Source organism: Kushneria sp. AK178, from assembly GCF_053903105.1.
In genome coordinates, this window is sequence record NZ_CP096381.1 from 86,464 (window position 1) to 101,472 (window position 15,009).

A 15,009-nucleotide genomic window follows, 5' to 3' on the forward strand; every position below is an offset into this window, starting at 1 on the left:
TCAGGACGAGAAGATATCGGCGAAGCGCGCCTTTTCCGCTTCGGCCTGCTCCAGCGCCCGGGGGGCCGAAAAGGGCAGCGCCTTGATCCGGTCACGCTCGGGATAGCCGTCGGGGGCGTCGACGTCATCGCGCGCCGGCAGATAACCCTGCTCGCGGATCAGCTCCTGGCCCGCCTTCGAGAGCAGAAAATCGACAAATTGTTGTGCGGCATCAATATTTTGAGTCGCCTTCATGATCGCCACCGGCTCGGTGACCACGCTTACCCCCTCCTCGGGATAGACGAACTCGATCGGCGAGCCTTTCGCCTTCTCACGCAGGGCCATGAAATCGACCATCACCCCATAGGGTTTGGTACCGGCGGCGACCTGCTTGAGCACCCCGCCGTTGCCGCCGTTGGGCATTACCCCGTTGTCAGCCAGCGCCTGATAATAGTCCCAGCCAAAGCGCTCATCACTTACCATGCTGTCCAGATGGATCAGCGCCGCACCGGAATAGAGCGGGCTGGGCATCGCCACCTGGCCCTCGTATGCCGGCTCGGTCAGGTCATGCCAGCGCTGCGGCTGCTCGGCCGCGCGCTGGTGATAAACAATGCCGGTGGCGATCTGCTTGGTGCCGAAGTAGTGGCCCTCGGGGTCGTACAGCGCGTCCGGATAGTGATCCAGCGCCGCGGGCTGATAGCTCGCCAGCAGGTCCTGCTGGCGCAGGTTCTCGAGACTCACCGCATCGGCCACCAGCAGCACGTCGGCGCGGTGCTGTCCGGCACTGCGCTCGGCTTCCAGACGGGTCATCAGGCGCGTGGTGCCATCGCGCACCCACTGCACGTCGATGTCCGGATGAGCCGCCTCAAAGGCATCCACCGTCTGCTGGGCATCGGTGTTGGGCTGGCTGGTGTAGAGCATCAGCGATTCGGCACCGGACAGCGGTGCGACCAGCATGCCGACAACGGCAGTCAGGATGGCGTAGCGACGGGCGAAAGCGGTGACGGCCATGGGCAGGAGTATCGGCAGATGAACGGGAACACGTCCTGGTATCGTCGCCGGGCAACATGACAGGTGTGTGACGGGGGCGGTGCGTCAGGAACGGTTCAACAGGCGCTCACGCAGCACGGCATTGCGAAGCATCAGCCCGATGGTCAGATCAAGGGGGCCATTTGAGCAATATGTCGCTCATTATTGAAGCGCAGAGCCTTTCCTGAGCAGATGTCTGCTCACTAAAACGCCCGCGCTTTTCGAACGCGGGCGTTTCGGTATCGGCCTGGTATGATCAGGATGACGACGAATAGTTGTCCAGTGCCTTCTGCAGCATGTCATGGGCCTCACTGACCGGGGCAAAGCCCTTGAGCTCGATGCGCTCGTCGCCCTCCGGCAGCTGCTTGTAGACGCGGAAAAAGCCCTCGAGTCGCGCGCGCTCCATGGCCGGCAGGTCATCAACGCTCTGGACCTCATCCCAGCTGGGGTCCACGGCATGGGTGGGCACGGCGATGATCTTGTCGTCGGCCTCGCCGCCATCAACCATGCGCAGCATGCCGATCGGGCGCACGGCCATGATGGCCCCCGGCACGATCGGCGTGCGCGTAAACGCCATCACATCCAGCGGATCACCATCGCCGCCCAGCGAACTCGGGATCGAGCCGTAGTTGGCCGGATAGGCCATCGGCATGGACAGAAAGCGATCGACGATCACATGACCCGCCTCGTCCAGCTCGTACTTGATGGCGCTGCCCGCCGGGATCTCGTTGACCATCAAAATGGTCTCCGGTGCGCCCTCGGGCTGGGGAATGTCGGCCAGACCGCCGGCGGCCTGGGCCAGTAACGGGGTAGCAAGCGCCGTGACGGTCAAAAGCGCAGCGGCAAGACGGCGTGGTGCGGGCATGGTCATGACTCCGGATCGACAGGATAAAGGGCCGTCCAGATTGAAACAGGGTCATGTCACGGCGATGACAGTGCCTTGCGCGTGCGCCATGTGATGGCCCGGCAGCGCGGCGCCGGGCAGCGGCTGAGCCCGAAATCCGGTGCGGCGCCCTGGTGGCCGGGGTCGCCGACGACTTACAATGGGCGCCGATCGAACCCTGCCTATTCGCGAGCGCCCATGACCCTGCCTTCCCCGGAACTCGAGACCGAACGCGCCCCGACCGGTGCCTGCCCCTATGACGCGCTAAACGATGACGCGTTGCTGGCGCGGGTGCTGGAAATCTTCGATCGCAGTGTGGTGGCCAGAAAGCTTTCCGGAGTAAGCGCTCACTGGACCCGCGAGGCGCTGGCGCGCCACCTCAAACGGGGTAGTCAGACACCGCTGAGCGATGCCGAACGCCGGGTGCTGATCACCCTGCTGCCCGCGCCGCCCCATCGTCAGGGCAAGGCTGATTTCACCTTTATCGATCTGTTCGCCGGCATCGGCGGCATTCGTCAGGGTTTTGAGGCGGTTGGCGGTGAGTGTGTGTTCACTTCCGAGTGGAACAAATACGCGGTGCGCACCTACAAGGCGAACCACTACTGCGACCCGCAGACCCACCGCTTCAACGAAGACATTCGCGATGTGACGCTCTCCGCGCGCGACGACGTCGATGAAGAGACCGCCTACGCCCACATTCGCGAGCAGATCCCCGAACACGACGTGCTGCTGGCGGGCTTTCCGTGCCAGCCCTTCTCGCTGGCCGGCGTCTCCAAGAAAAACGCGCTGGGGCGCAAGCACGGCTTTGAGTGCGACGCCCAGGGCACGCTTTTTTTCGACGTGGCCCGCATCATCGCCGCGCGCCGGCCGCCCGCGTTCGTGCTGGAAAACGTCAAGAACCTCAAGAGCCACGACGGGGGCAAGACCTTCCGCGTCATCTGCGAGGCACTCGATGAGCTGGGCTATGACGTCGCCGATGTGGACGCGCCGAAGGGCCGTGATCCGAAAGTGATCGACGCCCGCCACTTCGTGCCCCAGCACCGCGAGCGCATCGTACTGGTCGGCTTTCGCCGCGATTTAAACGTGCATAATGGCTTCACCCTGCGCGACATCAGTGAATACTTCCCCGCGCACCGGCCCACCTTCGGCGAGCTGCTGGATAAAGAGGTCGACGATAAGTATGTGCTCACACCGAAGCTCTGGAATTATCTCTACCAGTACGCCCGCAAGCACCGGGAGAAAGGCAACGGCTTCGGCTTCGGCCTGACTCGCGCCGAAGACACCGCCCGCACGCTGTCGGCGCGCTATCACAAGGACGGCTCGGAGATCCTCGTCGACCGCGGCTTTGATGAGGCGCTGGCCTTTGACGCCCCCGACAATCTGAAAAACCGCCCGCGACGTCTGACGCCGCACGAATGCGCGCGGCTGATGGGCTTTGATGCGCCCGGCGAACGGCGCTTCGTGATTCCGGTGTCGGACACCCAAGCCTACCGCCAGTTCGGCAACTCGGTGGTCGTGCCGGTGTTTCAGGCCGTGGCGGAAATGATGAAGCCGAGGGTGTTGAGGGCAAAAAGGAAAAGCACTGAGGCGGCACTAGCAGAAAGTTAAAATAGTGCGCCGCCTTATTTTAATTTTGATGGAAAAATGAAATAGCGGCGCTGACTCGGTCGTCTACCGATTCCGCTGATCCCGGTTCAGGCCGGGATGCTTGCCGAGCCGTTGCTCTATCGACAGTACCTGCCTCATCGCCGGTACCGTCAATAATCCCGTCATCGTGGTGCAGGTTCTTTTCAGTCATCCAATCGCTCATATCGCTATCCGGAAACAGGCTTTGCCTATCGCGTTTGAGCCGAGTTGCGGAGCCCCGAATAAACAGCGTTAAATGAACACCAACGAATGTATAGGCCCAGAATCAAATCGTTATGATTCTGCCAGCTTATAGCCGAATACTTTTTCCAGGAGTCACAGTGGCTACCACCGAACACCAGTTTCTAACCGCGCTTGAAGACAAGCTCTGGAAAGCCGCCGACAAGCTGCGCAACAACCTCGACGCCGCCAACTACAAGCACGTAGTGCTGGGGCTGATCTTTCTGAAATACGTCTCCGATGCGTTCGAGGAGCGTCAGCGCGAGCTGCTGGCGTTGTTCAAGGATGACGCCGACGACAACATCTACTACCTGCCGCGTGGTGATTTCGACAGCGACGCCGAGTACGAACAGGCGCTCGAAGACGAGCTGGAAATCCTCGACTACTACCGCGAGGCCAACGTGTTCTGGGTGCCGAAGGAGGCGCGTTGGAGCACGTTGAAAGAGAAAGCCGCCCTGCCCACCGGTTCGGTGCTCTGGCAGGATAATAAAGGCGAAGACGTGCGCCTGCGCTCGGTGGGCTGGCTGATCGACAACGCGCTGGATGCCATCGAAAAAAGCAACGACAAGTTCAAGGGCGTGCTGGAAGGCATCAGCCGCTTTCAGGTCGATAACGACAAGCTGATCGGGCTGATCAACTCCTTCTCGGATACCTCTTTTACCCAGCCGACCCTCAATGGCGAGCCGCTTAACCTGCGCAGCAAGGACATTCTCGGCCACGTTTACGAGTACTTCCTCGGCCAGTTTGCCCTCGCCGAAGGCAAGCAGGGCGGGCAGTACTACACGCCCAAGAGCATCGTTTCGCTGATCGTCGAAATGCTGGAACCCTACAAGGGCCGGGTGTATGACCCGGCGATGGGCTCCGGCGGTTTTTTTGTCTCATCCGACAAGTTCATCGAAGAGCACGCCCGCGAGCACCACTACGACCCCGCCGAGCAGAAAAAGCACGTCTCGATTTACGGGCAGGAGTCCAACCCCACCACCTGGCGGTTGGCTGCCATGAACATGGCCATTCGCGGCATCGACTTCAAATTCGGCCAGAAAAACGCCGACAGCTTCCTTGATGACCAGCACCCTGACCTGCGCGCCGATTTCGTGATGGCCAACCCGCCGTTCAACGTCAAGGACTGGTGGCACGAGTCGCTGGCCGAGGACGTGCGCTGGCAGTACGGCACCCCGCCCAAGGGCAACGCCAACTTCGCCTGGCTGCAGCACATGCTGCATCACCTTGCCCCCGTGGGCAGCATGGCGCTGCTGCTGGCCAACGGCTCGATGAGCTCCAACAGCGGCGGCGAGGGCGACATTCGCCGCCGTTTGGTCGAGAAGGATCTGGTCGAGTGCATCGTCGCCCTGCCGGGCCAGCTCTTCACCAACACCCAGATTCCCGCCTGCATCTGGTTCTTGACCCGCGACAAGACCGGCGGCCTCTCCCCCAACGGCGTCGAAAAACGTCGGCGTAAAGGCGAAGTGCTCTTTATCGACGCCCGCCAGCTCGGTCATATGGCAGACCGCGTGCTGCGCGTGTTCGATGATAAAGAAGACATCGCCAAAATCGTCAAGACTTTCCATGATTGGCAGCGCACCGACGCCTTTGAAAACGTGCCCGGTTTCTGTGCCTCTGCCGATCTCGCCATCATCGAAAAACACGACTTCGTGCTGACGCCGGGGCGCTACGTGGGGGCCGCCGCGCAGGAAGAGGACGACGAACCCTTTGCGGACAAGATGGCGCGGCTGACAGCGCAGTTGAAAGAGCAGTTCGAGGAAAACGACCGGCTGGAAGCAGAAATCAAGCGAAATCTTGGGGGGCTGGGTTATGAGCTCTGAGTGGCCAATCGTTACTGTTGACGAAATAAAATCTGATAAAAAAAACGCGATATCTATAGGGCCATTCGGTTCAAGAATGAAAAGTGATTGCTATGTTGACTCGGGTGTAGCTGTAATCAGAGGTACTAATCTCGGTTCCGGACCTGACTTTATTAACAGCCTTGTCTATGTAAGCGAAGAGAAGGCGAATGAGCTTGCTTCATGCAATGCTTATCGCGGCGACTTGGTTTTTCCGCATCGTGGAGCAATTGGGGAAGTTGGTATAGTTGAAAACGATCAACGTTATCTGCTTTCTACTAGTTTAATGAAGCTCACATGTGATACAGAAAAAGTTGAACCGAAATTTGTTTATTATTTTTTTAAAAGTTCACATGGAAGGCATGAGCTTCTAAAGAACTCATCACAAGTAGGAACTCCTGGTATCGGACAACCGCTTTCTTCTCTTAAAGCTATAGAGATTCCGTTACCTCCCCTTTATGTACAGAAAAGTATTGCAAATGTACTTGGCACTTTAGATGCCAAAATTCAACTAAACCGGCAAATCAATCAAACTCTCGAACAGATGGCGCAGGCCCTGTTCAAAAGCTGGTTTGTCGATTTCGAGCCGGTCAAGGCCAAGATCGCCGCGCGTAAGCGCTGGCAGGCGCTCCAGCCGGAGAATGAATCCGCATCCCCCGTCTGCTACGCCGCCGAGTTTGGCGAACAACCGGCGGTAAATGATCTGGAAACGATCATGAACCGCGCCGCCATGCAGGCGATTGCTGGCAAGACGGCGGCGCAGCTCGACGCAATTCGCGCAGAAGACCCCGAGCGTTATCACGAGCTGTATGAAACCGCCGCGCTGTTTCCATCGGCGATGCAGGACAGTGAGCTGGGGGAAATTCCGGAGGGGTGGAATTGCCTGTCTCTAGATCAAATCGCTAAATATCAAAATGGTTTGGCACTTCAGAAATTCAGACCCGAGAATGAAGATGATTATTTGCCAGTAGTTAAAATATCCCAGCTCAAAAAGGGGTATGCAGATGGCGAGGAAAAAGCTTCTCCCAATATCAACCCCGAATGCATTATTGATAACGGGGATGTGGTCTTTTCTTGGTCCGGATCGTTAATAGTTGATACTTGGTGTGGAGGAAGAGCTGCGCTCAATCAGCATTTGTTCAAGGTCACTTCTAGCATATATCCCAAGTGGCTATATTTTCATTTTACCCGACATCATCTAGAAGAGTTTCAGCGGATTGCAGCAGATAAGGCTGTGACAATGGGGCACATAAAACGGGAGCATCTTAAACAAGCCTTTTGTGCAGTACCCGACGCCAAGTACCTCTCAATAGGCAAGGCGATTGATAATATGTTTGAAAAACAAATTGATATGCGCCTTGAGTCTCTAACGTTGTCCCAAATGCGTGACTCTCTCCTCCCCAAACTTCTCTCCGGCGAGCTGATGCCCTCGGAAGCCGAAGAAACACACGCGGAGGCCACGGCGTGACCCCAGCGCCCAAACCGTGGAAATCGTTTGAGGCGCAGCTCGCGATTCTTGAAGAGCGCGGTCTTCAGGTCGATGATCGTGCGGCGGCACTGAGCTATCTGGCACGCATCGGCTACTACCGGCTCAGCGGGTATTGGTATCCGTTTCGGCAGTTGGAACGCTCACAGGGTGACGATGGCCGGCTGGTGAAGCGTCGTCTTAATGCCTTCGTGTCCGATAGCCATTTCCGTGAGGTGGTCGATCTCTACGTGTTCGACAAGAAGCTGCGCCTGCTGGCACTCGATGCCCTCGAGCGCATCGAAATGGCACTGCGGGTGGATATCGCGCACCTGCTGGGTGAGCAGGACATTCATGCCCACGAAAACCCTGACTGTCTGCATGGCCATTTCAGTAAGCAGCTGCTGAAAAAGGGGTATGGCAAGGGCAGGACGCAACATCAACTGTGGCTGGAAAAATATCATCAGCATTTGCACCGTGCCCGCCGCGAGCCTTTCGTCGCGCATTATCTTGGCAAGTATGGCCGGTTACCGATCTGGGTGGCGGTCGAGGTGTGGGATTTCGGCATGATGTCGAAGCTCTATGCCGGCATGAAACAACCGGATCAGGATCGCATCGCTGCCAAATATGGCGCGAAGGATGGCCACACGCTGGCCGAATGGCTACGAAGTCTGAACTTTATCCGCAACGTATCAGCGCATCACAGCCGCCTCTGGAACATCAACGTGCTGGAGCGCTCCGCCCTGCTTGCCGATAACGCCTATTGGCAGGCGTTGAATAATGCGCGGCCCTTTTTCTATTTCTGCCTGATGCAGAAACTGATGCGGATCATTTGCCCGAACTCGCAGTGGCATCAGCGCTTTCGTGCGCTCATGGAAGATTTTCCACAGACGGCGTCCGGTGCGGTCACGCTTCGAGACGCTGGTGTGATCGACGACTGGCAGTCGTGGGCGCTCTGGAGATGAGCAAGACAGGAAGGCAAAAACGAGAACCGGCGCGTACACAGTGAACTGTGAAGAGGCGCCGGGCGTATTACGGTGAAGTATAGCGATGACACAAAACGTGTCAACGAGTATTGACGATTTCAGCAGGTGGCAAGGGAGTGGGGATGACCGAAGATCAACTGGAGCAGCTGTGTCTCGAGTGGTTTGGCGATACCGGCTGGGAAACCGCCCACGGACCGGACATCGCCCACGATGGCGCCACGCCCGAGCGCGATGATTACCATCAGATCCTGCTATCCGGTGATCTTGAAAAGGCCATCACCCGGCTTAATCCGCAGCTGCCCGATGACGCCGTTCAGCAGGCCGTGGCGCAGGTCAGCAAACCCCAGAGTCCTGATCTCGTGCTCAGTAACCGGTCCTTCCATCAGTGGCTGCTCGACGGCGTGCCGGTGCGGTACAAGCGCAACGACGAGGTCATTTATGACCACGCTTTCCTGATCGATTTCGAGCACGTCGAGGTCAACCGCTTTCGCGCCATCAATCAGTTCACGATTCAGGGCAGCAAGCAGCCCCGCCGCCCGGATATCGTCTGTTTCGTCAACGGCCTGCCGCTGGCGGTGATCGAGCTGAAAAGCCCGAGCAGCGAAACCGCCGATGTCACTGGCGCGTTCAATCAGCTACAGACCTACAAAACGGAAATCCCTGATCTGTTCGTCACCAACGAAGCGCTCGTCATCAGTGATGGCTACACCGCACGGGTGGGGTCGCTGACGGCGGATCAGGAGCGCTTCATGCCGTGGCGCACCATCAAGGATGAAGATGACAAGCCGCTGCTGGAGTGGCAGCTCGAAACCCTGGTGCGGGGCTTTTTCGACCGAGGCTTGTTTCTCGATTATCTGCGCTCCTTCGTGCTGTTCGAGACCGACGCCGAGCGGGTGATCAAGAAGATCGCCGGGTATCACCAGTTCCACGCCGTGCGCGAGGCGGTAAAGGCGACCGTAATTGCCGCCGAGGAGCCTGCGGCGGGCGTGGGCGAGAAACGCGCCACCTACGGCGATGAGGTCATCCCCGGCAGCAAGAAGGCCGGGGTGGTGTGGCACACCCAGGGCTCGGGCAAGAGCATCTCGATGGTGTGCTACGCGGGTAAGCTGGTGCAGCAACCGGCGATGCACAACCCGACGCTGATCGTGGTGACCGACCGTAACGACCTCGATGGTCAGCTCTTCACCACCTTCAGCAGCGCCCGCAACCTGCTCAAGCAGGACCCGATCCAGGCCGAGGACCGCGAGAGCCTGCGCCAGAAGCTCGCCGAGCGCGAGTCCGGCGGCATTATCTTCACCACGGTGCAGAAGTTCGCCCTGCTGGACGACGAGCACGGCCACCCGATTCTCAACGGCCGCCACAACATCGTGGTGATCTCGGATGAGGCCCACCGCAGCCAGTACGGCCTGAAAGCCACACTCAAGCAGGATGGCACCTACCAGTTCGGCTTTGCCAAGCACATGCGCGATGCGCTGCCCAATGCCTCGTTCATCGGCTTTACCGGCACGCCGATTGCCAATGAAGACAAGGACACCCGCGCCGTCTTCGGCGATTACGTCTCGATCTACGACATTCAGGACGCCGTGGACGATGGCGCCACCGTGCCGATCTTCTACGAGTCGCGCCTGGCCCGGCTCGATATCAACCGCGAGGAAATCAACCGGCTCTCCGAGCAGGTCGACGAGGTCATCGAGGACGAAGAGGATACCGGCGCGCGGGAGCGCACCAAGGGCGAGTGGAGCCGCCTCGAAAAGCTGATGGGCACCGAGCCACGTTTGCAGCGCATCGCGGCGGACCTCGTCGAGCACTTCGAGACGCGCAACGAGATTGTCGAGGGCAAGGCAATGATCGTCGCCATGAGCCGCAGCATTTGTGCGCAGCTCTACAACGAAATCGTCAAGCTCCGCCCCGATTGGCACGACGACGACCCGGAAAAGGGCGCGATCAAGGTCATCATGACCGGCTCGGCGGCCGACAGTACGCTGCTGACCCCTCATATCTATAACAAGAAAACCAAAAAACGGCTGGAAAAGCGCTTCAAGAACCCGGCGGACCCGCTCAAGCTGGTGATTGTGCGCGACATGTGGCTGACCGGCTTCGACGCGCCGTGCTGCCATACCATGTACGTTGACAAGCCCATGAAGGGCCACAACCTGATGCAGGCCATCGCCCGGGTGAACCGGGTATTCAAGGACAAGCCCGGCGGGCTGGTGGTGGACTACATCGGCATCGCCAACGAGCTGAAAAACGCCCTCAAGACCTACACCGACGCCCGCGGCAGGGGCCAGCCCACCTACAGCGCCGAAGAAGCCTTCGCGGTGTTTGAAGAGAAGCTCGATATCATCCACGGCATGTTTGCCAAGGGCGCCAACCGCGAGGGCTTCGACTACAGCGGCTTTGAAGAGGCGCCGCACAAACTGCTGCCGTCAGCGGCCAACTATATCCTGAGTCTGGATAATGGCAAGAAGCGTTTTCTCGATACCGTGCTGCAGCTCAACAAGGCTTATTCGCTGTGCAGCACGCTGGATGAAGCCAAAGCGTTACACAAGGAGGTCGCATTTCTCTCGGCGATCAAGGCGGCGCTGGTCAAGCACACAAGTACACACCGCTCGCTGAGTGAAGAGCAGAGAAACTCGGCGCTCAAGCAGATTCTCGATAACGCTGTGAAAGCGGAAGACGTGACCGATGTCTTCGCACTCTGCGGCCTCGACAAGCCCAATATCGGTCTGCTTTCCGATGAGTTTCTCGAGGACGTGCGCCAGATGCCGCATCGCAATCTGGCCGTCGAGCTATTGGAAAAATTGCTCAAGGACGACATCAAGGCCAAAACGCGCACCAACGCCGTGCAGGAGAAAAAATACTCGGACCGCCTGCAGGAGACGCTTCGCAAGTACAACAATCGCGGCATTGAAACGGCGCAGGTGATCGAAGAGCTGATTGAGATGGCCAAACAGTTCAAGGCCGATATGGAACGTGACGAGGCGCTCGGCCTGACCCCCGACGAGATCGCTTTTTACGACGCCCTGATTACCAATGAAAGCGCGGTGCGCGAGCTGGGTGATGATCAGTTACGGGCACTGGCGGTTGAAGTGACCAACAAGCTTCGCAGCTCCACCACCGTTGATTGGCAGGTGCGCGAAAGCGTGCGCGCCAAACTGCGCATTCTGGTGCGCCGGACGCTGCAGCGTTACAAGTATCCGCCGGACAAGTCGCCGGAGGTCATTGAGCTGATTCTCAGGCAGGCGGAGCTGCTGTCCAATCATTGGAGTCGGTAGGCGAAATTATTCGCATCTCCAGATAGCGAAAAACCCCGGTGCAACTCACCGGGGTTATAACGCCGACCGGGTACTCCCAGTCCATCTCGAAGATTGGATGCTTTTGATTCTGAAATCAACGTCCGTTCAGTCTTGTGTTCGCTGAGCTCCTGCTGCTTTCTGCTGCCCGGTTCGCGCGAAAAAAGCGCCCCGCAGGGCGCTTTATCTCTCAATGACTTGCCTTTCCTTTTGACGATTCACTCCGGCAGCGCATAGGTGAGCACGTAGTCCCCCGACGGCGTTTCCATGAAGTGGTGGCCGGTGGCGACAATCATCAGGTACTCGCGACCGTTGGCTTCATACACCAGCGGGTTGGCCTGACCGCCCGCCGGCAGCGGCGCGCTCCACAGCGTTTCGCCGCTTTCGATATCGATGGCCCGAATCAGGTCGTCGGTGGCCGCGGCGATGAAGATCAGGCCGCCGGCCGTGACCGCCGAGCCGCCGTTGTTGGGCGTGCCGATATCAATCGGCAATCCTGAGCGGATGCCCCAGGGGCCGTTGGCACGGGCGGTGCCCAGCGGGCGGTCCCACAGCGTGTTGCCGGAGGCCACGTCCACGGCGCGAATGTGGCCATAGGGCGGCTGCTTGCAGAGCAGGCCGGTGAAGGGCACGCGCCAGCCGGCGTTGACGTTGACTGCGTAGGGCGTGTTGGCCTGCGGGTCGCCCGCGCCTTCGGCACCGCCGTCGTCACTGGCCATCTCTTCACGCGGCTTCCAGCCGTACTCGTTGGCCTTCTCGCGCGGCACGAGGATGTTGTAGTTGGGCATGTCGTTGTAGTTGGCGATCAGCACGCCGCGCTCCGGGTCGATCGCGATGCTGCCCCAGTCCGAGCCGCCGTTGTAGCCGGTGTATTCGATCCAGTGCTGATCGGTGGTGGGTGGCGTGTACATGCCCTCGTAGCTGGCGTTCTGGAACTGGATGCGACAGAACATCTGATCAAAGGGTGACATGCCCCACATGTCGCGCTCGGTCAGCTCGGGCTGTTCCAGGGTGTGATAGAGCGAATAGGGCTGGGTTTTCGAGCGCTGCTCGGGTTCAACACCGCCCTGCGGCACCGGGCGCTCCTCGGCACCGCCGCCGAGCAGTTCGCCATTGCGTCGATCAAACACGTAGATGCCGCCCTGTTTGGTGGGCATGACCACCGCCGGCACGCTGCCGTTGTCGGTAGGGAAGTCGATCAGCGTCGGCTGGGAGCCGGGGTCGTAGTCCCAGACATCCTTGTGGGCGGTCTGGAACTTCCACGTCGGCAGGCCGGTATTCACATCCAGTGCCACCAGCGAACTGGCCCATTCGTTTTCGGCCGGCGTGCGCGAGCTGCTCCAGTAGTCCGCCGCCGAGTTGGCCATCGGCAGATAGACCAGCCCCAGCTTGTTGTCGCCCACGGCCGTGGTCCACATGTTGGGCGAGCCGCGCACGTAGGTCTCGTCACCGCTGAGCGGCTCGCTGCGATCCGGGCGACCGGCATCCCAGGCCCACTCGAGTTCGCCGGTGACGGCGTCATAGCCCTTGATCACACCGGAGGGCGGATAGCGGCGCTGGCCGTCCAGCACCTGGTGGCCGGTGACCAGCACGTCATTGACGATGACCGGCGCCGAGTTGATCGACACATAGCCCGGCGGGGTCTCGCCCATGTTCTGCTTGATATCGACCTGGCCGTTGTCGCCGAACTCGGTGCAGGGGCTGCCGGTCTCGGCATCCACGGCAATGATGCGACCATCCAGCGTGCCCGAGAAGATGCGCGCCTGGCACTGCTGCGCGGCGCTGTCGCTTGAGGTGTTGGCAACAACATCATTGCCGGCCATGGTGCTGGCACCTGTCTCGTCGGCATCATTGTCGCTGGGCGCCGAGGCACTGTCCGGCACCTGATAGTACGTCACCCCGCGGCAGGCGGCGGTATAGGGGATGGCGTCGTCCGAGACCTGCGGATCAAAGCGCCAGCGCTCCTCGCCGCTGGCGGCGTCCAGCGAGATCAGGATATTGCGGGACGTACACAGAAAAACGTCATTGCCGACCTTTAATGGTGTGGTTTCAGCACCCCAGCGATGCTCGAGCAGATCGCCGGTGCGATAGGTCCAGGCCTGTTCGAGCTGGTCGACGTTGTCGGGGGTAATCTGATCCAGCGCGGTAAAGCGGGTGGCGGCGTTGTCCCCGCCGTAGGCGCTCCAGTCGCCGCGCGCCGGCTGGTCCGCCGGCTGGGCGCTGCCGACATCGGTAGTCAGCGAGGCCGACTGCGGGTCAGGGACATTACCGGAATGGGTGAAGTTGTGCGGTAGAAAGGCCAGTGCCCCGGCGCCGGCCAGCACCAGCGTCAGCCCGCCGGCGGTGACCAACGAGGCGCGTCGGGACACACCGGCAGACGTCTTGTACGCCACCAGCGCGACCAGAATGCCAAGGATCAGCACCACGTCCATGCGCGGGATCCAGCGCCAGTAGTCGAGACCGGACTCCCAGGCCGCCCAGATCAGCGAGCCGATAAAGACCACGGCGTACACCAGCACCCCGGCGCGGCGCTGCATGGCCAGAAGCCCGCCGGCCAGCAGCATGCCGATGCCGGCCAGCAGGTAATACCAGGAGCCGCCGACAATCGCCAGCCAGGCGCCCCCTATCGTTAAAACCAGACCGACCAGCGCCACCAGCGCGCCGACCAGCATCAGCGCGATATCACGCCGGCCTTCCTTCCCTGAAGATGTTGCCATGTCGCTCTCCCTCGCATTTGTCGTTATTCGGGAAAGCTTGTTTGTGGCTTAATGGCTTGCCCGTCAGCACAGCCTGGTCGCATTTCCAATAAAAATACATTGGATCAAAGTGCGAATCCGAGGGCTGTTCACCCGAACGCCGCCAGCGCCAGATACGCCCCGCTCTGCTCCCGAATCTCCTGTCCCAGCTCTTCGACCTCCTCACTCACGGCTTGGAAATGCGCTCGTTCGGCCAGCCCCGCAAGCCAGGCGTCCACCTGCGGGAAGCCGTCAAAGCGGTAGCCGACCGCGCGGATCTGGTAGAGCTCACAGCCCATGGCGAGATCAGCGATGGTGGGGTGTCCGTCGCCCAGCAGCGTCGGGGGATGATCGCTGCCCTGCTGATTTTCGAAATGCCTCTCCAGCGTGGCCAAACCCGGCTTGAGCCCTGCCTGCAATGGCTCGAGCAGCGTGGCCTGAATCTCGCGCTTGAGCATCGGCAGGGTCTGATGCAGGTTCATGATGTGGTGGAACATGTCGAAGCGGCGCAGGTTGCCGTGGTGCCAGGCCAGCCACTGATCGATCTTCGCGCTGCGGGTAACGTCCTGCTCCCCGGGATACCAGCGCTGCGCGGTATCCCGATCCGCGGCGGTACGACACAGATGGATCATGATCGCCTGGCTCTCGGCCAGAGTGAGCGGCTTTTCATCGCCATCGTTGTCGACCACCAGGGCGGGCACGGTCTGGAAGGGGTTGAGGGCGGTAAACCAGTTGGTGTGGGTCTCCCCGCCGGCGAAGTCGACCTCGTGGAAGTCGTAATCGACGCCCAGCTCGCGAAGGAGGATTTCCGCGGCGCGCGAGGGCTGGGAGAGGCGGTGGGCGTAGAGGGTCGTGGGCATGAGATGTCACTTGAAGGGAGTTTGCTTGAGTCTGGCACAGGTGTTCGGCCTTCTCCTTCGAGATGGCCGAAC

At 60.0% G+C, this 15,009-nt stretch carries 10 protein-coding genes; 5 read left to right on the forward strand and 5 right to left on the reverse strand.

What is annotated here, in order from left to right; genetic code table 11:
* Together M1D97_RS00400 and M1D97_RS00405 are read right to left on the reverse strand one after the other, a co-directional pair.
* Window positions 1-990 (reverse strand): ABC transporter substrate-binding protein, encoded by a 990-nt coding sequence (locus M1D97_RS00400; protein WP_456268765.1) that lies wholly within the window; start codon window positions 988-990, stop codon window positions 1-3.
* Window positions 991-1,264: 274 nt separating this feature from the next.
* A complete protein-coding gene (locus tag M1D97_RS00405) occupies window positions 1,265-1,873 on the reverse strand; it encodes an inorganic diphosphatase (protein ID WP_456268766.1) in 609 nt (202 codons plus the stop codon).
* 216 nt (window positions 1,874-2,089) lie between these two features.
* Here M1D97_RS00405 and dcm point away from each other — a divergent pair, with 216 nt between their 5' ends.
* Window positions 2,090-3,499 carry a DNA (cytosine-5-)-methyltransferase gene (gene dcm / locus M1D97_RS00410; protein ID WP_456268767.1) on the forward strand — a complete coding sequence of 470 codons (1,410 nt, stop codon included), beginning with the start codon at window positions 2,090-2,092 and terminating at the stop codon, window positions 3,497-3,499.
* A gap of 19 nt (window positions 3,500-3,518) precedes the next feature.
* Here the strand turns inward: dcm and M1D97_RS00415 are convergent, their stop codons facing one another.
* Window positions 3,519-3,701: a hypothetical protein gene (locus M1D97_RS00415; RefSeq protein ID WP_456268768.1), complete on the reverse strand. Its 183-nt coding sequence runs from the start codon at window positions 3,699-3,701 to the stop codon at window positions 3,519-3,521.
* 157 nt (window positions 3,702-3,858) lie between these two features.
* Between M1D97_RS00415 and M1D97_RS00420 the strand changes: the two genes are divergently transcribed.
* From M1D97_RS00420 to M1D97_RS00435, 4 genes are all read left to right on the forward strand, one after another.
* Complete coding sequence (locus M1D97_RS00420) at window positions 3,859-5,580, forward strand: class I SAM-dependent DNA methyltransferase (protein WP_456268769.1); 1,722 nt, start codon at window positions 3,859-3,861, stop codon at window positions 5,578-5,580.
* Window positions 5,570-7,066 (forward strand): restriction endonuclease subunit S, encoded by a 1,497-nt coding sequence (locus M1D97_RS00425; protein ID WP_456268770.1) that lies wholly within the window; start codon window positions 5,570-5,572, stop codon window positions 7,064-7,066. Before M1D97_RS00420 ends, M1D97_RS00425 begins: the two co-directional genes overlap by 11 nt.
* The gene (locus tag M1D97_RS00430) at window positions 7,063-8,028 is read left to right on the forward strand and encodes an Abi family protein (RefSeq protein ID WP_456268771.1); all 966 of its coding nucleotides are present in this window, start codon (window positions 7,063-7,065) and stop codon (window positions 8,026-8,028) included. The genes M1D97_RS00425 and M1D97_RS00430 overlap by 4 nt, the downstream gene beginning before the upstream one ends.
* Window positions 8,029-8,171: 143 nt before the next feature.
* The gene (locus M1D97_RS00435; RefSeq protein WP_456268772.1) at window positions 8,172-11,324 is read left to right on the forward strand and encodes a type I restriction endonuclease subunit R; all 3,153 of its coding nucleotides are present in this window, start codon (window positions 8,172-8,174) and stop codon (window positions 11,322-11,324) included.
* Between the two features lie 236 nt (window positions 11,325-11,560).
* On the opposite strand, the gene M1D97_RS00440 is transcribed toward M1D97_RS00435, so the two are convergent.
* Both M1D97_RS00440 and M1D97_RS00445 read right to left on the reverse strand, forming a co-directional pair.
* Complete coding sequence (locus M1D97_RS00440) at window positions 11,561-14,059, reverse strand: membrane-bound PQQ-dependent dehydrogenase, glucose/quinate/shikimate family (RefSeq protein WP_456268773.1); 2,499 nt, start codon at window positions 14,057-14,059, stop codon at window positions 11,561-11,563.
* 128 nt (window positions 14,060-14,187) lie between these two features.
* On the reverse strand, window positions 14,188-14,937 hold the full coding sequence (locus tag M1D97_RS00445; protein ID WP_456268774.1) for a glutathione S-transferase family protein: 750 nt from the start codon (window positions 14,935-14,937) through the stop codon (window positions 14,188-14,190).
* Window positions 14,938-15,009 lie beyond the last annotated feature (72 nt).